At 44.5% G+C, this 18,563-nt stretch carries 17 protein-coding genes; 9 read left to right on the top strand and 8 right to left on the bottom strand.

The annotated features are described in order from the left end of the window. The first annotated feature begins 85 nt into the window (after positions 1–85). Positions 86–619, top strand: a complete 534-nt coding sequence (locus ABDV94_RS00875; protein ID WP_343603962.1) for an NADPH-dependent FMN reductase — start codon at positions 86–88, stop codon at positions 617–619. Here ABDV94_RS00875 and bshB1 read toward each other — a convergent pair. The 3 genes from bshB1 to ccsA are packed head-to-tail and all read right to left on the bottom strand — an operon-like array spanning position 602 to position 4,983. Beyond that, positions 602–1,321, bottom strand: a complete 720-nt coding sequence (bshB1, locus tag ABDV94_RS00870) for a bacillithiol biosynthesis deacetylase BshB1 (protein WP_343603961.1) — start codon at positions 1,319–1,321, stop codon at positions 602–604. The genes ABDV94_RS00875 and bshB1 overlap by 18 nt on opposite strands. A 3-nt stretch (positions 1,322–1,324) precedes the next feature. Continuing rightward, positions 1,325–1,786 carry a glutathione peroxidase gene (locus tag ABDV94_RS00865; RefSeq protein WP_343603960.1) on the bottom strand — a complete coding sequence of 154 codons (462 nt, stop codon included), beginning with the start codon at positions 1,784–1,786 and terminating at the stop codon, positions 1,325–1,327. After that, a complete protein-coding gene (ccsA, locus tag ABDV94_RS00860) occupies positions 1,783–4,983 on the bottom strand; it encodes a cytochrome c biogenesis protein CcsA (protein WP_343603959.1) in 3,201 nt (1,066 codons plus the stop codon). Before ccsA ends, ABDV94_RS00865 begins: the two co-directional genes overlap by 4 nt. Positions 4,984–5,296: 313 nt before the next feature. On the opposite strand from ccsA, the gene ABDV94_RS00855 reads away from it, so the two are divergent. Then, positions 5,297–6,736, top strand: a complete 1,440-nt coding sequence (locus ABDV94_RS00855) for a DNRLRE domain-containing protein (RefSeq protein WP_343603958.1) — start codon at positions 5,297–5,299, stop codon at positions 6,734–6,736. An 81-nt stretch (positions 6,737–6,817) separates the two neighbouring features. Here the strand turns inward: ABDV94_RS00855 and ABDV94_RS00850 are convergent, their stop codons facing one another. From ABDV94_RS00850 to ABDV94_RS00840, 3 genes are all read right to left on the bottom strand, one after another. Further along, the gene (locus ABDV94_RS00850; RefSeq protein WP_343603957.1) at positions 6,818–7,570 is read right to left on the bottom strand and encodes a C4-type zinc ribbon domain-containing protein; all 753 of its coding nucleotides are present in this window, start codon (positions 7,568–7,570) and stop codon (positions 6,818–6,820) included. 3 nt (positions 7,571–7,573) lie between these two features. After that, positions 7,574–8,668 carry a Nif3-like dinuclear metal center hexameric protein gene (locus ABDV94_RS00845; protein WP_343603955.1) on the bottom strand — a complete coding sequence of 365 codons (1,095 nt, stop codon included), beginning with the start codon at positions 8,666–8,668 and terminating at the stop codon, positions 7,574–7,576. A 90-nt stretch (positions 8,669–8,758) separates the two neighbouring features. Further along, the gene (locus ABDV94_RS00840; RefSeq protein ID WP_343603954.1) at positions 8,759–9,742 is read right to left on the bottom strand and encodes a glycosyltransferase; all 984 of its coding nucleotides are present in this window, start codon (positions 9,740–9,742) and stop codon (positions 8,759–8,761) included. Positions 9,743–9,866: 124 nt separating this feature from the next. Here ABDV94_RS00840 and ABDV94_RS00835 point away from each other — a divergent pair, with 124 nt between their 5' ends. From ABDV94_RS00835 to ABDV94_RS00805, 7 genes are all read left to right on the top strand, one after another. Beyond that, positions 9,867–10,250 carry a hypothetical protein gene (locus tag ABDV94_RS00835; protein ID WP_343603952.1) on the top strand — a complete coding sequence of 128 codons (384 nt, stop codon included), beginning with the start codon at positions 9,867–9,869 and terminating at the stop codon, positions 10,248–10,250. 115 nt (positions 10,251–10,365) lie between these two features. Continuing rightward, positions 10,366–11,406 (top strand): tetraacyldisaccharide 4'-kinase, encoded by a 1,041-nt coding sequence (lpxK, locus tag ABDV94_RS00830; protein WP_343603950.1) that lies wholly within the window; start codon positions 10,366–10,368, stop codon positions 11,404–11,406. Further along, positions 11,375–12,190 carry a purine-nucleoside phosphorylase gene (locus ABDV94_RS00825; RefSeq protein WP_343603949.1) on the top strand — a complete coding sequence of 272 codons (816 nt, stop codon included), beginning with the start codon at positions 11,375–11,377 and terminating at the stop codon, positions 12,188–12,190. Before lpxK ends, ABDV94_RS00825 begins: the two co-directional genes overlap by 32 nt. 100 nt (positions 12,191–12,290) lie before the next feature. Continuing rightward, complete coding sequence (gene gatB, locus ABDV94_RS00820) at positions 12,291–13,748, top strand: Asp-tRNA(Asn)/Glu-tRNA(Gln) amidotransferase subunit GatB (protein WP_343603948.1); 1,458 nt, start codon at positions 12,291–12,293, stop codon at positions 13,746–13,748. Next, positions 13,745–14,920 carry a TlpA disulfide reductase family protein gene (locus tag ABDV94_RS00815; RefSeq protein WP_343603946.1) on the top strand — a complete coding sequence of 392 codons (1,176 nt, stop codon included), beginning with the start codon at positions 13,745–13,747 and terminating at the stop codon, positions 14,918–14,920. The genes gatB and ABDV94_RS00815 overlap by 4 nt, the downstream gene beginning before the upstream one ends. Before the next feature lie 4 nt (positions 14,921–14,924). Beyond that, the gene (locus ABDV94_RS00810; RefSeq protein ID WP_343603944.1) at positions 14,925–16,031 is read left to right on the top strand and encodes a redoxin domain-containing protein; all 1,107 of its coding nucleotides are present in this window, start codon (positions 14,925–14,927) and stop codon (positions 16,029–16,031) included. A 2-nt stretch (positions 16,032–16,033) separates the two neighbouring features. Then, positions 16,034–16,792, top strand: coding sequence for a UDP-2,3-diacylglucosamine diphosphatase (locus tag ABDV94_RS00805; RefSeq protein ID WP_343603942.1), 759 nt, complete (start codon positions 16,034–16,036; stop codon positions 16,790–16,792). A 173-nt stretch (positions 16,793–16,965) separates the two neighbouring features. Here the strand turns inward: ABDV94_RS00805 and ABDV94_RS00800 are convergent, their stop codons facing one another. Both ABDV94_RS00800 and ABDV94_RS00795 read right to left on the bottom strand, forming a co-directional pair. Next, a complete protein-coding gene (locus ABDV94_RS00800; protein ID WP_343603940.1) occupies positions 16,966–18,006 on the bottom strand; it encodes a toxin-antitoxin system YwqK family antitoxin in 1,041 nt (346 codons plus the stop codon). A gap of 110 nt (positions 18,007–18,116) precedes the next feature. Continuing rightward, complete coding sequence (locus ABDV94_RS00795) at positions 18,117–18,524, bottom strand: thioesterase family protein (protein WP_343603938.1); 408 nt, start codon at positions 18,522–18,524, stop codon at positions 18,117–18,119. Between the last annotated feature and the right edge of the window lie 39 nt (positions 18,525–18,563).

Here is an 18,563-nt window from a genome sequence, read left to right as displayed (position 1 = left end):
CAATAGCAACTCTTCTGTAAAATCAGTAACTAAAAGAATTCCTTTAAATTGGGAATATCATTACCTTCGCAAAAACAAACGTCAGATGAAAATATTAGCATTCGGAGCCAGCACCAGCAAATCTTCCATCAACCAGCAATTCGCGCATTATGCCGCGCACCAGTTCGAGGGGGAAATCAACATGATTGATTTGAACGACTTTGAAATGCCGGTATTCTCTGTAGACAAAGAAAAAGAAGATGGTTACCCGGATGAAGCCTATGAATTTCATGAAATCATCGAGAACGCGGATTTCCTGGTTGTTTCCATGACTGAACACAACGGAAGTTATTCCGCAGCTTTTAAAAATACACTGGATTGGTGTTCACGACTCAACAACAGTGTCTTCCACGAAAAGCCGATGCTGCTCATTTCTACCTCGCCGGGTAAACTCGGGGCAAAGTTTGTACTCGAAGCCGCTCTGAGCCGTTTCCCGCGTCATACGGCAAATATTTTAGGACATTTCAGCCTTCCGAGCTTCGGAGAAAACTTCAAAGACGGAATCATCAACGAAGAGTTGAAAAAAGAGTTTGACGATTTGATTGAAAACGTAAAGGAAACCTTAGCGAAGATCAAATAAGGAATCCACTCCTGGAAGTCTTTCAACAGTATATCCTTCCGCATACCGTACGCCGATACTTCGTCCGAACTCGGCCATTCTTCCGCGTAGAAACTCGAAAAATTCTTCGCCTGAAATGGGCGTTTTCGGCTCTGTGGAATCCGGATCCCAAAACTGGGTTTTGTATGCTTTGATGGAATCGAATTTTTGTTCCACGAAATCGGTTACATCAATTGCGAAATCGGGTTTCAGGTAGCGATCCTGGATGTAATGATACACCGCTTTCGGCCGGTGAGCTTCCTGAGCTTTTCCGTCCCAGTTCGTTTCAATGCGGCGCAATCCGGCCAGAAAACAAGCCTCAGAAGCCAGTTTACTCCCCTTTCCGTGATCCGGGTGACGGTCTGAAACCGCATTGACCAACACAATGGATGGTTTGAAGCGGCGAATCTGCTCAACAAGCAGCAACAGGTTTTCTTCCGAATGCGTGAAAAAGCCATCCGCCATTTTCAGATTGACACGTGCCGAAAGCCCCAGGATTTCAGCAGCATCTGCAGCCTCTTCCTTTCGTGTTTCCTTCGTTCCTCGAGACCCCAGTTCTCCCTGTGTCAAATCAATGATTCCGGTAGAAAACCCAAGGGCACGGTGTTTCAGTAAGGTTCCGGCTGCGGAAAGTTCCACATCGTCCGGGTGCGCACCGATCGCTAATATGTCAATCTGACTCATGATTTATTGCTTAATCCAATCTAAAATCTGCTCATCGGCAGGTTCTGTCTGCGGAGTATATACTCCCGACACTTCTCCTTTTTCGTTCATCAAATACTTTTGAAAGTTCCAGGACACTTCCGATCCTGTTTGCTCAAACAACCACTGATACAGCGGGTGAATCTCAGCACCAACAGTATGAATCTTCTCAGACAACGGAAAACTCACTCCGTAGGTTGTGGAACAAAAAGTAGCGATCTCTTCTGCCGTTCCCGGTTCTTGTCCTGCAAAATCATTACATGGAACGCCCAAAACAGTGAACCGATCTCCACCAAAGGTGTCCATCAGTTCCTGGAGCTGTGTATACTGAGGAGTCAGCCCGCATTGCGAAGCCACATTCACCAAAAGCACTTTTTTACCCTGAAAATCTTTCCAGTCGATCGGTTTTCCGTTCAGGTAATTCAATGAAAAATCATACAATGTCATAACAATTCTCTTTGAGATTGAATGTACTTCTTATTCCGGATTCCTGCAAAAATCGTCAGTCCCAGGAAAGCTGCAATGGTAGCCCAAACATATCCGGGCAAGTTCACCGATCCGTCACCGTTTGCATAAGAGTGTAATCCTACCAGGATGAAGTTCACTCCGAAGAACGTAAACAAAATAGATGCATATCCCCACATACTTGCCACATTGAACGCAAATTTGCCCTTCAATCCCGGAATATATCTAAAATGCAGAATGATGGCATAAACGAGCACCGAAACCAAAGCCCAGGTCTCTTTCGGATCCCACCCCCAGTATCTTCCCCACGACTCATTGGCCCAGATTCCGCCAAGGAATGTCCCGATCGTCAGCATGAACAACCCGACGATCATCGTCATTTCGGAGACTGCAGTCAGGATATGAATAATCTTCGTTACATCTGCTCCATTTCTCTTATTGCGGGCAGCATACAAAACAATGTTAATCATCCCCAGGATGAATGCCAGTCCTAAAAAGGCATAACTGCTGGTAATAATCGCTACGTGGATCATTAACCAATAACTTTTCAGTACCGGCTGCAAAGGGGTAATCTCCGGATCAAGCAGGTTCATTTCGGAAACAATGATAAAGAATGCTGCCAGCAAACAAGCTGCACCTAAAATCACCACACTCACGCGCGATAAAACCAAACCTAAAAGAGCCACAACCCATGCAATGAAAACCATCGCCTCATATCCGTCACTCCAGGGAGCGCGACCAGAAACGTAACTTCTCATCCCCAGGCCTACTCCGTGATAAACGAAAACAACCGCCAGTAGTACCACGATCACTTTGGATAGTACCGAATATCTTTTTTCGGAACGTACAGAAGGATTAAAAAACAACTTGATCAGGAAAATAATAAGCAGTAAAACGCCTCCCAGCAGGTAGCCATTCATTGAATTCTTGAAAATTCCCATCTTGTTGTAGGAGACTTCTGCTTTCACGTGTGTTTCGGAAGGGAGAATCGAAGCAGGAGCCAAAGCACGCTGTTGTTTTTTCAAGTCATTCAGCAACTGAGTTGACTTGGTATAATTTCCATTGGATTTCGCCGCATCGTTCAGGGAACTGATATAGCTCAACGCCAACCTGCTTGTCACACTGTCTTTTGCCATCAGCTCCTGGTTGAACGGCATGAACCAACGGTTTGTTTTATCTCCCTTCAATGGGATGATTTTCATGAAATCCCAGTTCACAACCTCCAGGAAAACCTGGTATTTCTCCCCCAGCTTAATCAGTTTCTTTTGAGCTTCAGACTGCTGGGCTTCCGATTTTTGCAAAGCAGTATTGTAATCATTGATGAATTTAAAATTCCCCGTTTCATCCGTCAATTCACGGAAAGAAATGTATTGAGGCAGGTTGTATTTTTCAAGCAGTGCGCTGGGAACCCAAATGATCGGCTGATTTAGCCAGTAATCCGGGTACATGTGCATGCTGATGACCGTTTGAACAGCGTTTCTTCCTTCGTATTTGTTCGAACGGTATAACTTACGCAGAACCTGGTCACACATGGTTTGTATCGGGATGATACGCCCCCCGCTCTGAACCAGTAAGGTAGACAATTCTTCACTTTGATCTTCCGAAATGAAATATACGACCGGGTTTGCCGGAGCAGCAGGCATTTGCTGATGCGTGTGAGTATGTTCATGGTCGTGATCGTGTACATGTTCCGCCGAATCCTGTGCAAATGCAGATAAAGAACTCAACGCAAACAAGACACTCATTGCTTTTTTCGCATTCGAATTCTTCAGACTTTTCAATAACTCTCTGAATCTCGAAGATGGCGCAAACGAACTAAAAATCATACCGATAAACATCATTAAATATCCGAAATAGGTGATATTGGTTCCCCAAAAATCGTGGTTCACACTCAAAATGGTTCCCATTTCATCCGGGTCATAGGAAGACTGGAAGAAACGGTAGCCACCGTAATCCAATACGTGGTTCATAAATACCCGCTTGGTTCCGAATTCGCCATGTGCCGTATCCAATACCTGCAGATCACTCGCATAAGAAGAAGGCATATCTGATCCAGGGTAACGATCCAGAATGAAATCATTACATTTCATATAGAATGGAATTTTGATACGCTTCATTCCGTACTCGATATGGTAATTCAAACCATTGAACTCGAAAAATGCCGGATCACCAACTGTTTTCAATCCGCCTTTCAAACGCACGATCTTGCTCTCATTTCCGTCCGTCAATTTAATTGTCAGGTAATCAGACCCGGTATCTTTTCGACCGGATGAAATCAGCTTTTTACCTACATTCGGAATTTCCTGCTTGAATACAAACTGCTGTCCTCCGATTTGGTAAAGCGTCGTGGTAGCAAACACTACTTCCTGTCCCGGAGCCACTTTCACAAACACCGAATCCGGCGGAGCAATCCCGCTCTGACGTGCTTTCTGCATTTCCTTCATCGGGATGTACTGCAAAGGCATCGTCGGTTTCAAACGCAGGGTATCATGCTTCCGGTAAATGTTCACACCACTCACCAATTTCTCCGTGAAAGCGATGTTTACACCGTTGAGTGAGAAAATCTCGTTATCGATTACATAGTTGGATTTCATTCCGTCCGTTACAATATCCAGCGCGCTGGTTTTGTATTTCGGGTTGATTTCAATGGTATCGATTTGTTTGGATTTGAAATCCACGTATTCGATCGAAACCGGTGTTTTGTGGTTCGGAAAATCAATATCCATCGAAGCACTGTTGAACGGGTAAGATTCTGCCATAAATGCCTTCACATCGTTGGTGTACTGCATTTTTCCGTCGTTCACATTCACCCATAGATACGGATCAGACGTATAAACGGTATTGGAAGCCTGTCCTTCACGGATCGGCATAATTCCTTCATAACTCACATAGCGTGTCACCCATGCACCGATAATCACCACGATAAACGATACGTGGAAAAGCAACAACGCAATTTTCTCCCGTTTCCACATTTGATAGCGGAAAATATTTGCGACCAGGTTCACGGAAAGAAATGCCAGAAGCAATTCAAACCATTTGGCGTTGTAGATCCACAATTTGGCAGCCTGGGTATCTTCTGACGATTCGATGAACGTAGCTATGGCAATTGCTGACAGGAAGATGAATAATCCCATTGCCATCGCGCGCATAGAGAAAAGCGCTTTTGCTATTTTTTCCATGTAAAAACGGATTGATAAATTTCAAGTGCAAAAATAAGGATTCGTTTGGGTTTTCAATCAGAAATCCGAAAGGAAAAACAAGAAGAATCCGTTTACAGAAAACACCATCGGATGGCATAAAACATCCAATGACACACTAAAAAACTTCATTTTATTTGGTTCTTACTCTTGAAGACAGTATATTATGTTCAGAAAATACTAACACACTTCACTGAAATGAAAGCTCAACTATTCACCAATCTCCCGGAAAAAGTATGCTCATCCGTCTGCTGGTGTTTCCTCTCCTTCTATTGTCATTTTAAATCCAATCAATATGAAAAGAATGGTTACACTTGCTTTATTGGCAACAGCATTCAGTGCAACATCCGTTGCTCAAACGATCACTTTACAACCTTCGGCTACAAATGGAAAAGATGCGTATTTGCACAGCATTAACAGCACCACCAATTATGGAAGTGCAACGGAGGTTTCAGCCATTGCATGGACTGTAAATGGAACTCCGGTAACGGTAAGAAGCCTTGTTGAATTCGACCTTTCTGTTATTCCTGCGGGAGCCACAATTACTTCGGCCAAGCTGTCCCTCTACGGTTTCAATTCTCCCGGAAACGGCTCTCATTCTACCCTCAGCGGGTCCAATGCTTCGCTTATACAACGGGTTACCTCATCCTGGGCGGAAAACATGGTTACCTGGGCTACACAACCCAGCACAACCACATCGAACCAGGTAACCATCGGGCCTGCAAGCAGCATTACTGATTTTACTGACATTGATGTAACAGCCATGGTATCAGACATGCTGGTTTCAGGAAACAACGGGTTTATGATCCGACTGGCCACTGAAAGTTATTACCGGCGCATGATTTTCGGTTCCAGTGATAATAGCAACAGTGCACTGCATCCGAAATTGGTGATCAGTTACGTCACCTGCATCACCCAGCGTCCTGGAAGCAACGACGGAAAAGATGCATACCTGCATAGTATCAATAACACAACCAATTATGGAAACGCTGCGGAAGTATCTTCTATTGCCTGGACAGTCAACGGCACACCTGTTACGGTTCGCAGCTTACTGGAATTTAACCTGTCAGGTATTCCTTCCGGATCCATTATTGATTCAGCAAGACTTTCCCTCTATGCTTATAACTCTCCCGGGAACGGTTCTCATTCTACCCTCAGCGGATCCAACGAATCCCTCATCCAGCGGGTAACCACTTCCTGGGCTGAAAATACCGTTACCTGGGCAACACAGCCTTCTACCTCTTCCATTAACCAGGTTTCAATCGGGCCAGCTTCTGTTCTGACCGATTATCCCAATATCAATGTAACGGGGATGGTACAGGATATGATAACCTACGGAAATTACGGCTTCATGCTTCGCTTATCCAACGAGAGTTATTACCGGCGGATGATTTTTGGTTCCAGCGACAATACCAACAGTGCCCTTCACCCTGCGCTGAAAGTGTGTTACCGCCCTGCGGCACTTCCGAGAATCATGCCGGCAAATGAACAACCGGAAAAAGAAACGGTCTTTTCTCTTTACCCGAATCCGGCATCCCGGCAGGTAACCGTTATCACGGAAAATGCGGAACAACTTTCAATTTACCTGATCAATTCCCAGGGACAAATCATGCACGTCAAAGAAAATGCCTCTGCAACGGAAGAGTTTGATGTTTCAACATTTCCGAAAGGACTGTATTTCGTTCGTGTCATCAATGGCGGAAACGCGCGTGTAGAAAAACTGATTGTGGAGTAATCATTGCATGCACTAATCCGGTATAAAACCAGAAAAGGGATTCGCGTTACTTCGAATCCCTTTTCCTATCTCTTGTTTCGTTTATTCTGCAACGACATCTGCCGGAACCAAAATTCTTCCGCAGTGTTCACAAACGATTACTTTTCTACGTGTGTCGATATCCAATTGACGCTGAGGCGGGATTTTGTTGAAACATCCACCACAAGAATCACGGTCTACTCCTACTACAGCCAAACCATTTTTCGCATTCATACGCAAACGGTCATAAGCAGCAATCAGACGAGCATCGATCAAAGATTTCGCTTTTTCAGATTGCGCGATCAATTCTTCTTCTTCTTTCTGAGTTTCACCAACGATTTCGTTCAACTCATCCTGTTTTACTTTCAGATCTCCTTTACGCAAATCCAAACGCTCCTTTGCTTCTTCAAGCACTTCTTTCTTGGAAGCAATTTTTGCTTTTGCTTCTTTTGAACGCTTGTCGTGCAATTTAATCTCCAACTCCTGGTATTCGATCTCTTTTGACAAAGACTCGAATTCACGGTTGTTACGTACATTATTTTGCTGTTCCTTGAACTTCACGATAGCCGCTTCAGCATCTTTTGTTGCCTGTTTGCGATCCGCTATCTCTGTGTCCAATTCCTTCACTTCATCCTGCAGGTTTTTGATTCTGGTCTCCAACCCTTCGATCTCATCCTCCAGATCCTGTACCTCCAATGGCAACTCGCCACGAACGGTTCTAATTTTATCGATTTGAGAATCAATCTTTTGCAACGCATACAATGCGTCCAACTTTTCAGCAACTGTTGTTTCTTTTGTACTTGCTTTTGCAGCCATACTTTAGAGATAATTTATCGGATTCGTATTTACGTTCGTTAAACGAACCGCAAATTTAGTAATTTTTTTCTTCAGTTGTGCTACCAACCATTCAGAAGTATATTGTTCAGATTCAAAATGACCGATATCCGCAATCATCAGGTGGTCTTCCGCATCAAAAAATTCGTGGTATTTAAAGTCTCCCGTGATGAAAACATCTGCATGGGCGCGAATGGCATCTTTCAGTAAAAAACTTCCTGAACCTCCGCAAACTGCGATCCGTTTCACGGTCGATTTGGTCGGATTGGTATACCGGATTGCTCCGCAGTGGAATGTCCGTTTCACATACTGCAGAAATTCCATTGCTTCCATCCCTTCTGCCAGCGTTCCGATCATCCCGCTACCAATGTATTCGTTGGTATTGGTCAGTGCAATCAGGTCATACGCAACTTCTTCATACGGATGGGTTGCCTTCATCGCGTGAAGTACTGCCGAAACAGCATGTTCAGTTACCACAACCTCTACTTTCGTTTCTTTCACCACTTCCAGTTCGCCCGCTTTCCCGATAAACGGCGTTGCATCTTCATCCGGACGGAATCTGCCTTCTCCTTTCGAACTGAAGCTACAGGAATTATATGCCCCGATGTGCCCGGCTCCTGCTTTTGCCATAGCCTCCCGGATCAGATCCGCGTGGGTTTGAGGCACAAAAACGGCTAACTTATACATGGTTGCAGCCTTCGGGCTTAGAATTTTCAGATCCGTCAGTCCCAGCTTTTCGGCGATGATGTAGTTCACTCCGAAATGGACATTGTCCAGGTTTGTATGGATCGCAATGAGATTGATATCGTTTTTGATTGCTTTTAAAACCGTACGTTCCACATAATTTGCACCTGTAATGCGTTTCAACCCTTTGAACACAATCGGATGATGGGTCAACACCACATTCGCACCGTGCAAAATCGCTTCATCCACCACCGATTCAATGCAATCCAATGCAACCACCACTCCGGTGATCTCCGCGGCAGGATTTCCGACCAGCAATCCCGAATTATCATACGATTCCTGGTAGGTAAACGGTGCCAATTGATTTAAATAAGATACGAGTTCCTTGACCAGCATTTTGTAACGAATTAGTATCACAAAGATAGGAAGATTCAGAATCAATTCCATATTCATTTCCTCTTCCCAGATTCGTCTTCATTTCATCACTTACAAATTGAAAAACCGAACTTCAGAAATAACCGATTGATAATATTCCTTCAACTCGCATTCATCAATCAACGTGGTATTTAAGATTTGAGCACACTCACACACAGGTATTGTGTCGATCCCCAAAACTGCATGACCATAAATACCTTTCGGAAATTTTTCCGGTTCGTGGGAAATCCAGGTAAACGAAACATGTTTTTGAATCAATTGTTTGGCAACCAACCGCCCTTTTTGTCCTGTCCCGTTTACAATCAACTGCTGTTTCTCATCCCAATCCAAACTCACAAAACGATCAATCTTTAATGAGAAAAATGCTTTTTGAGCATAATCCGCACTGGTTTTCGACGTTCTCGTATCGTGATCCCGCCACCAATGCGTTACCCGGTCCAAACCTGTTATGACATATCCCGACTGATACCAACGAAACAGTAAATCATAGTCTTCCGGATAGTTTAGTCGCGTAAAACCGCCGCATGTTTCCAAATCCGACCGCCGCATCAGCCAGTTTCCGGAAGCAAGGGTGCACTCCCTGTAAATCTGACCGTAAAAATCCTGCTGCTCTACCCGCTCGTTCAGCCAGTTTTCATACGCTAAATACCCCGAAGAAATCAATCCGGTTTGCGAGAAGTATTTCACTTTTCCCGTAACAATCTGCGCTTTCTCATTTTCAAGAACGCGCAGGAATTCCATTAACTTGAACGCCGGCATCACATCATCCGCATCCATGCGCGTAATGTATTCTCCGCTTGCATGTTCAAATGCCATACAAAGCGCATCCACGATTCCTCTCCCCTTATTTTCAAGCCATTTAATTCTCGGATCATTCAATAAATCAGCGATTTCAGCCAGTTCATTCTCCTCGCTGTGATCATTCACCAAAATCCACTCCCAATTCGTATGCGTTTGCCCAAAAATTGACAAAGCCGTTTCCCGGATGTATTTTTCCGCATTGCGGTAAGGTGTAAGAATGGAAATCAGTGCCATGAAGCTAAATTAGGCTTTGCTGCGACAAAAATCATAAATTCTATTGACTTAGATCATCTTTTAGAGATTTACAAGTCATTAGCTTTGAGGATAAATGAATTTCATCACTTAGACATTAAAAATCATGAGTCAGAACGAATATATTTTCAAACAACATGAAGAAAACATTGAATGGTCAGGCAAGTTGGATTTCTTCAAAGACGAAATAACCATCCTCCAGGGAAGGCTGGAAGAAATTGCGCGTAAAAACACCCAAAAAGAAGTACTCATCCTGGTAGAGCATTTCCAAAATCAGCTGATCATTTACCGGAACACCGTGGATGAAATACAGCATAAAATCCACCTTGCAGAGGATGAGTTACAGCGTGAAATCAAGAAAAATCCGGTTGCAAGTGATCACAGAAAAGTACCATACCACCAAAACGAAAAAGAAGAAATCCTCATCTTTGAGCGTGTATTCCGTGAATTCCGCGAAGAGTTTAACCGGTTTGTATCCAAATGGCTTTAACAAGTCCCGCCTGCTTACACTACTTTTGAAGAAAGGGAATCATCCTCCAGGACGGCTTCCCTTTCTCTAATTTTCCATCCCATCAGGTAGCAGGATTTCTGTTATCTTTACCGGCATGTATTCATGGCGGATTGTTTTACTTCCTTTTTCCTGGCTTTACGGCTTCATTGTCGGTTTCCGAAACTGGTTTTATTCAGCTGGAATTTTCAAATCAACTAAAATCCCGGGAGCATCCATCTGCATCGGCAATATTACAGTCGGCGGAACGGGAAAATCACCACTCACCGCATACCTGGCAGAACTATTCCGCCCAAACAATCCGGTTATTCTTTCCCGGGGATATGGCCGAAAAACACAGGGACTTCACATTGCGAACAACACGAGCACGGCAGCCGAAATCGGAGACGAGCCGATGATGTACTGGACAACTTTCCAACAGGAAATTCCGGTGGTCGTTTCTGAAAAAAGACAAATCGGCGTAGACTGGATTCGTGCAAACAAACCGGATTCACTGATCTTGCTGGACGATGCCTACCAGCACCGCGCCGTACAAGCCGGGTTGAATCTCTTATTAATGACTTATCAACGACCGGTCTTCAAAGACTTCGTGTTTCCGGCCGGAAATCTGCGGGAAACGCGGGCAGGGATGAAACGTGCAGACGTCGTGGTCATTACCAAATGTCCAAAGAACCTAGACGAAGCAGGAAAAGCACATTTTGCGAGAAAAATTCCGGTTCCCAAAACACATTTATTTTTCAGCGAAATCATTTACGGTGAATTGAAAGGCCTGTTCGGAGCAGTTTGGGAACCTGCAGACCGGGTGATTTTAGTAACCGGAATTGCACAGCCGGAACCGCTATATCGTTTTTTAGCTGAGAAGCATCCGGTAGAAGCGATTCAGTTTCCGGATCACCATCGTTTTACTGCTTCAGATATTCAGCAAATTCTGCAAAAAGTTGCTACTTTTGCAAACCAACGTTGTGTAGTAGTTACAACCGAAAAAGATGCGGTACGTTTCGCAGAATGGAAAGACGAGATTATTCAGTCCGGAATTCCCTTTTTTGTGCAATGTATATCGCTTCAGATAGATAGAGAAAACGATTTTAAAGACTTACTTAAAAATTATGTTGTTAGAGCAAATGAAAGAGGCAGCTGAGTACATCAGCAGCAGAACGCAGGTTAAGCCGGGAATCGGTATCATTCTTGGAACAGGATTGGGCGGATTGGTAAAGGAAATCGAAGTAATCGATGAGATTCCCTACGAACAAATTCCTCACTTCCCGGTTTCTACAGTAGAAAGCCACTCCGGAAAATTGATTTTCGGAAACCTTGGCGGGAAAAAAGTGGTTGCTATGCAAGGCCGTTTTCACTTCTACGAAGGTTACAACATGCAGCAAGTTACATTCCCGGTTCGCGTGATGAAATTACTGGGAATCGAGCGTTTGTTCGTGAGCAATGCATCCGGTGGTGTGAACCCGGATTTTGAAGTAGGTGAAATCATGATTTTGGATGATCATATCAACCTCTTCCCTGCACACCCGCTGATCGGGAAAAACATCGACGAATTAGGACCGCGTTTCCCGGATATGAGCGAGCCTTATGACCATGAGATGATTGCTTTGGCGAAAAACATCGCGGCTGAAAACAACATCAAAGTTTCTGTAGGAACTTACGCAGCTTTAACAGGTCCAACATTGGAAACTCCTGCTGAATACGGTTACGTACGTGCAATCGGAGCGGATGCAGTTGGTATGTCAACTATTCCGGAAGTCATCGTGGCGCGCCACATGGAAATTCCGTGCTTTGCCATCTCCATCATTACAGATTTGGGAGTACCGGGAAAAATCCAGAAAGTGAGTTTACAGGATGTAATCGATGTGGCAAGCCGTCAGGAGCCAAAAATGACATTGATTATGCGTGAATTGATTTCCAAAATTTAAAAAAGACAGCAGACGAAAAGACCGAAGACAAAAGGCAGGAACCTTTTCCATGTCTTTCAGCGTAGCGGTCTTTGGTCCTCAGTCTTACGTCTAAAAGAAAATGAATACAAAAGACAAATACGAAGCGGTTATCGGGTTGGAAGTACACGCGCAGTTGTTGACGAAAACAAAAGCCTATTCTTCCGACATCAACGAGTATGGAGCACATCCGAATACCAACGTGAGCGTGGTGACTTTGGGGCATCCGGGAACTTTGCCTGTGATGAACAAAAAGACCATTGAGTTTGCGGTGAAACTGGGATTGGCTTGTGGTTGTACCATTGCAGAACACCAGCATTTTGCGCGCAAGAACTATTTCTACCCGGATCTTCCGAAAGGATACCAGATTACTCAGGATACCACTCCGATTTGTACCGGCGGATCAATCGTGATCAAAAACGAAGAAGGTGCCGACAAAACCATCGGACTCACACGCATCCACATGGAAGAAGATGCCGGAAAATCGATTCACGACGTAGATTTATACGATACGCTGGTCGATTTGAACCGCGCTGGAACTCCTTTACTGGAAATCGTTTCGGAACCGGAAATCCGCTCCAGCCAGGAAGCTTATAACTACCTGACGGAAGTGCGCCGTTTGGTACGCTACCTCGACATCTGTGACGGAAACATGGAAGAAGGATCACTGCGTTGTGATGCCAACATTTCAGTGCGCCTGAAAGGTGCTTCCGAATTCGGAACCAAGGTAGAGGTCAAAAACATGAACTCCATCCGAAACGTACAGCGTGCCATCGAATTCGAAATCGAACGCCAGATTGCCGCGGTTGAAAACGGGGAAAAGATTTCCCAGGAAACCCGCAGCTTCGATGCCTTGAAAGGAATTACCATTTCCATGCGAAGCAAAGAAGCCGCAAACGATTACCGTTATTTCCCGGAGCCGGATTTACAGCCGATTGTAGTAGATGCAACCTACGTGAACCAGGTGAAAGCAAAAATGCCTGCTCTTCCGCGTGAGTTGTATGCAAAATACACGCAGGATCTGAAATTGTCGGACTACGATGCCGGAATTCTGACCGATTCCAAATCCATCGCCCTGTTCTTCGAAGAAGTCATTGCCAATACCAAAAACTATAAGGCAGCTGCCAACTGGACAATGGGAGAAGTAAAATCCTACCTGAACCAGAACGGATTGGAGATGGACGAATTCCCGGTTTCCGCAAAACAAATTGCGGCGGTCATTAACCTGATCGAAAACGGAAAGGTATCAAACTCAGCTGCAGCTCAGAAACTCTTCCCTGCCCTGGTTGAAAAACCCGAGTCAAACATCGAAGAACTGGCAGTTTCCCTGAATATCATTCAGGAATCCAATGCTGACTCGTTAAAAGAAGTTATTTTGGCCGTTTTCGGGCAACACCCGGATGAAGTTTCACGTTTTAAAGCCGGGGAAAACCAGCTTACCGGATTCTTCATGGGACAAATCATGAAAGCTTCCGGAGGAAAGGCCGATCCGAAAACAACCAATGCATTATTGCGCGAACTAATACAAACTGTTTCATGACCCGTTTCAACTTTTTCATTGCATTCCTACTGGGATCACTTATTTTGACTTCTTGTGGCGGTAACTCTGCCAGCGAAGAAAACGGACTGGAGAATAACTTCCACATCGAAGGACAAATCAAAGGCGCTGCCAATCAAAAATTCAAGATTGAAGCACAATCCGAACAGGGAGTGATCAAAGTCGCAGAAACCGTTACAGATGCGGAAGGAAAATTTCAGTTGGACGGAAACATCCCGGGAATGGGAATCTACTCGCTTACTGTCGGAGACAACGGTAAAAATGCGGTAGTGATCCCGATGGATATCAACGACCAGCTTGTGGTGAACGCTACGAAGGAAAACTTTGCCGTAACTCCTGTTTTTTCAGGAACCAAATGGGCAGAACCACTCACCAAATACATGGTGTTGTTCAGTGATTTCACCCAGCAGCAAATGGAAAAACTGCCAAAAATCGAAGACTCGGATCAGCAGCTGGCTTTGTTTGTGAAATTGAAACAACCGATGGTAACGTTTGCGCAGAAACAGATCCGGAAAGATCCGGAAAATCCTGTAAACATGATTTTGGTGAACCTGATTATGCCTTCACAAGAAACCGGTTTTGCCGATTGGGATCCCAAGAATCTGGAAGATTTGAAAAAAGTGGAATCGGCTTACCAGCGTAAATACCTGGGCTCACCGATTACAGGACTTCTGTCTCAGCAAATTTCTGCTATTTCTATACAATACCAAAGCTATCAGCAATTTGCTTCGGGAACCATGGCAGCTCCTGAAATTGCGCTGAAAAGTCCGGCAGGAAAAGAATTGCGTTTATCAAGTCTCAAAGGAAAAGTGGTTTTGATTGATTTCTGGGCTTCCTGGTGTATGCCGTGCCGCAAAGAAAACCCGAATGTGGTGCGCATGTATCAAAAATACAAAGGCCAGGGATTTGAAGTCTTTTCCGTGTCACTGGACCAGGATGAAAGTGCCTGGAAAGCTGCCATTGCGAAAGATGGATTGGTTTGGCCGAACCACGTTTCCGATCTGATGGGCTGGCAAACTCCGCTTACACAGACATACGGATTCCAAAGTATTCCGCATACCGTTCTGCTGAACCGGGAAGGAAATATTGTCGGAGTCGGATTGCGCGGTGCACAATTGGAACAGAAATTGATAGAACAACTCGCAAAAAACTAAACACATGAAACAGTTCATTCTAGGTATCACGCTTTTATCCGGTCTTGCATTTGGTCAAACACCTGCACAGGTAGAGATCAGCGGAAACATCTTCAACACCCATGGAGACAGCGTGAAAATTTCCCAGTATTATGGTTCACACTACGTTGATTTCATCAAGGGAAAGCTGGATAAGAAAGGAAATTATACCTTGAAAGGACAAGTTCCGGTTGCTGATTACTACGTGATCCGCGTCGGGAATCAGCACCTCAACCTCATTCTGAAAGACAAATCCGCTATTCGGGTGAATGCGGATGGAAACAACATCAATGCATTTCATACCATTTCAGGTTCCGATGAAAGTGTTGCTCTGAATGAATTCGTGGGCCAGATGCAGTATTTCAATCAAAAGAAAGATTCTGCGATCACAGCTATGAAAAATACTCCTGAGAACCAGAATGCGATTAATCAGTATTACCAGAATGAATATTTCAAGTTTTCGGCTTACCGTCAGAAGTTTATCGCTGAAAACAACAATTCCCCGGCACTTCTTCCGGTATTGAGTACACTCGACACTGACAAGGAACTGAGCATTTACGAAGCGGTTGTCAACCAGCTGCTGAGCTGTTTTCCATCTTCCCCGAGTGTTCAAAATGCCAAAACGAATTACGACCAGCTGAAAGCTCAGAAAGACAAGCAGAATTTCCTGGCTTCAGGAAAACAAGCTCCTGATTTCACGCAGAACGATGTGAACGGAAAACCAATCTCGCTTTCGGACTTGAAAGGAAAAGTAGTCCTGATCGATTTCTGGGCTTCCTGGTGCGGACCTTGCCGCAAAGAAAACCCGAATGTGGTTGCCCTCTACAACAAGTATAAAGATGCAGGATTCACGGTCATGAGCGTTTCTCTGGACAAGGAAAAAGCTCCGTGGCTTGCCGCAATTGAAAAAGACAAATTGATCTGGCCGAACCACGTCTCGGACTTAAAATACTGGTCGAACGAAGTGGCGAAACTGTACCAGGTTTCTTCCATTCCCTTTACGGTTTTGGTTGACAAAAACGGAACCATCGTGGATACGAAACTGCGTGGTGTTGAACTCGAACAGGCACTTAAAACCATCTTCGGATTCTAATTATGGAGATTCCAACGGGTAAAAAAATCTATTTTGCTTCAGACTTCCATTTAGGTGTTCCCACTGCGGAAGAAAGCCTGAAACGTGAAAAACACATTATCAGCTGGTTGAACCACATCCAGGAGGATGCCTGCGAAATTTACCTCGTTGGAGATATCTTTGACTTCTGGTTCGAATACCGGCACGCTATCCCCAAAGGATTTGTGCGTTTGCAGGGAAAAATAGCGGAATTGACAGATCAGGGCATTCCCGTTTATTTCTTTACCGGAAACCACGATATGTGGATGTTTGATTACTTCGAGCAAGAACTTGGCGTGAAAATCTTCCGTGAACCTGTTTTCCGGGTTTTCAACAACCAAAAATTTCTCATCGGTCACGGTGACGGTTTAGGCCCGGGAGACCGCGGTTATAAGTTTATCAAGAAAGTATTCGCTGCCAACTGGTCGCAATGGCTGTTTGCACGCATGCATCCCAATTTCGGAATCGGATTGGCTAACTACTTTTCACGTAAAAGCCGCATCGCAACCGGAGATACCGACAGTAAATTCTTAGGTGAAGACCAGGAATGGCTGGTGCAGTACTGTAAGGAACAAGAACAGATTCATCCGCAGGATTACTACATTTTCGGACACCGCCACCTCCCGATGACCATCCGGATCAATGACCATGCCACCTACATCAATCTCGGCGAGTGGATCCATTACAATACCTACGCCGTTTTTGATGGCGTTGAAACGAAACTCCTGGAGTGGAACCTTTAAAAGGTAAAATGGAGAATTGAAAAGCAGTCGGGATACTAAGAGGCAAGACCTCGAGTCAAGACTTCATGAGTCATGATAAATTATATTCCGTTAAGTAAGGTCTTTTTCCGAACTCCGGACTCTGAAAAATGTCTTGTCTCTAAACTTTTACCTTTTCAATTTTCAATTAATAATTACTCTTTCGGCTTCGGTTCTTCTTTCGTTTTTTTCTTCTTGTCCTTTTTGCCTTTAGCAGTCGGCATCGCATCGTCTTCTTTTCCGGAAGCTGCAGTTCCTCCAAACGTGCGGATTTCTCTTCCCTGCTCGTCGAAAACGTGTTCTTCCACTAAAACATCTTTCTTGTACAAGGCACGACTCTTTACTTTTTCATCCGGGAAGCGCTCTTCAAACCAGCCTTCTTTCAAGCCTTTTTTGTACACTTCCAGGGTCTGTAATTTCTGATTGTAATACAAGGTTTTGAATTCGCCGTTACGTACGTCCATGTCCCAGTTTTCGGTTCTCAGGAGCACACCATCGTCGTAATAATAGCGGAAAACACCGTTTTTCTTTCCTTGCTTGAAATTCAGTTCTTCGATAACCTTCCCGTCACGGTTATAGACCAAAAACGGGCCTTCCAGTAAGCCTTTAACGTAGTTTACAGATTTTGTCCGCTTTCCTTTCGAATCGTATGTGATTTTGCGCCCGTTCAAGACTCCCTGAACATAGTTCTCCAGTTTGACGGTATCTCCTTTTGCGTTATAAGTGACCTGAGGCCCCTGCAATTGTCCCATGGCATAATTCTTCTCCCAGGCAGGAATTTGGGTAGAGTCGTTGAAATAGGTCCAGCGCCCGGATTCTACTCCCTGGATATGGGAACGGATCACCATAATACATCCCGATTTATAGTAGGTCGTATCAATTCCGTTCGCGTAGCCATCCACAAACGTTACCCTGCGTTCGAGGATTCCGTTCATGTGACAGGTTTCGCACATTCCTGAAAAAGGCATTTTCTGAGAACTGGTCACAACACGTTTTCCATCCTGCGACATTTCCAGTTTTTCGTTACAGTCTACCACACCGGCAATTTTACCGCATTCCCATTCGGTATAGCGCTGTTTTGAACGGTCGGCAGCTTTCTGGTAGCAAGGTACTGAATCGCGTCTTGCAACACCGAATTTCGGCTGGGCAGAAACTGCCAGCGAAAACAAACAAAAAATAGCAACGAGGATCCTCATATCGTATAGACTTTTTAGACTTAAAGACAATTTTTAGAGTCAAGAGTCAGGACTTATCTTTCAGTCTTGACTCTTGATTCTTGACTCTTTACCGTCTCTTAAATAATCAATTATTGTTCCAACTTCAGTGAAAGCTTTCCGAGTGCTTCTTTCATCCGGTGCGGAATCAGAATGGAGCTTTTGTTCACACTATCGTAGCAAACCAGCACCGATGTTCCGGTTGTTCTCACTTCCTGCAATACTTTCACATCGTAAGACAAGGTAAAGCTTTTTTCCCCGATATGTTTCAGATACACATAGATTTCGACCGGCTCATGCAGAAAAACAGGCTTCAGGTATTCCAGCTCGTTCTTGCGAAGAATGACTCCGGTTTTGTTCCAATCCCAATCTACTCCCAGCACCTGGCGGAAGTAATGGATTCTCGCTTCTTCAAAATAATTCAGATAAACGGCATTGTTTACGTGCTGCATCATGTCGCAGTCTGAAAAGCGAACTTGTAGTTTGTATGAATCCAACATCTTTTATTTATTTTAGTCGTTGTCGTTTCAAGTCATGTG

The sequence above is a fragment of the Fluviicola sp. genome (genome assembly GCF_039596355.1).
GTDB lineage: Bacteria > Bacteroidota > Bacteroidia > Flavobacteriales_D > Crocinitomicaceae > Fluviicola.
Note: the sequence above shows the minus strand (reverse complement) of the source record. Positions and strands in the feature narration are given on the sequence as shown.

What these genes read in the sequence shown, in the direction of transcription:
- ABDV94_RS00875 (WP_343603962.1), top strand. Translation starts at nt 86, where the DNA reads ATGAAAATATTAGCATTCGGAGCCAGCACCAGCAAATCTTCCATCAAC.
- lpxK (WP_343603950.1), top strand. Translation starts at nt 10,366, where the DNA reads ATGTATTCATGGCGGATTGTTTTACTTCCTTTTTCCTGGCTTTACGGC.
- ABDV94_RS00825 (WP_343603949.1), top strand. Translation starts at nt 11,375, where the DNA reads ATGTTGTTAGAGCAAATGAAAGAGGCAGCTGAGTACATCAGCAGCAGA.
- ABDV94_RS00855 (WP_343603958.1), top strand. Translation starts at nt 5,297, where the DNA reads ATGAAAAGAATGGTTACACTTGCTTTATTGGCAACAGCATTCAGTGCA.
- ABDV94_RS00810 (WP_343603944.1), top strand. Translation starts at nt 14,925, where the DNA reads ATGAAACAGTTCATTCTAGGTATCACGCTTTTATCCGGTCTTGCATTT.
- ABDV94_RS00795 (WP_343603938.1), bottom strand. Translation starts at nt 18,524, where the DNA reads ATGTTGGATTCATACAAACTACAAGTTCGCTTTTCAGACTGCGACATG.
- ABDV94_RS00805 (WP_343603942.1), top strand. Translation starts at nt 16,034, where the DNA reads ATGGAGATTCCAACGGGTAAAAAAATCTATTTTGCTTCAGACTTCCAT.
- ABDV94_RS00815 (WP_343603946.1), top strand. Translation starts at nt 13,745, where the DNA reads ATGACCCGTTTCAACTTTTTCATTGCATTCCTACTGGGATCACTTATT.
- ABDV94_RS00800 (WP_343603940.1), bottom strand. Translation starts at nt 18,006, where the DNA reads ATGAGGATCCTCGTTGCTATTTTTTGTTTGTTTTCGCTGGCAGTTTCT.
- ccsA (WP_343603959.1), bottom strand. Translation starts at nt 4,983, where the DNA reads ATGGAAAAAATAGCAAAAGCGCTTTTCTCTATGCGCGCGATGGCAATG.
- gatB (WP_343603948.1), top strand. Translation starts at nt 12,291, where the DNA reads ATGAATACAAAAGACAAATACGAAGCGGTTATCGGGTTGGAAGTACAC.
- ABDV94_RS00835 (WP_343603952.1), top strand. Translation starts at nt 9,867, where the DNA reads ATGAGTCAGAACGAATATATTTTCAAACAACATGAAGAAAACATTGAA.
- ABDV94_RS00840 (WP_343603954.1), bottom strand. Translation starts at nt 9,742, where the DNA reads ATGGCACTGATTTCCATTCTTACACCTTACCGCAATGCGGAAAAATAC.
- ABDV94_RS00845 (WP_343603955.1), bottom strand. Translation starts at nt 8,668, where the DNA reads ATGCTGGTCAAGGAACTCGTATCTTATTTAAATCAATTGGCACCGTTT.
- ABDV94_RS00865 (WP_343603960.1), bottom strand. Translation starts at nt 1,786, where the DNA reads ATGACATTGTATGATTTTTCATTGAATTACCTGAACGGAAAACCGATC.
- bshB1 (WP_343603961.1), bottom strand. Translation starts at nt 1,321, where the DNA reads ATGAGTCAGATTGACATATTAGCGATCGGTGCGCACCCGGACGATGTG.
- ABDV94_RS00850 (WP_343603957.1), bottom strand. Translation starts at nt 7,570, where the DNA reads ATGGCTGCAAAAGCAAGTACAAAAGAAACAACAGTTGCTGAAAAGTTG.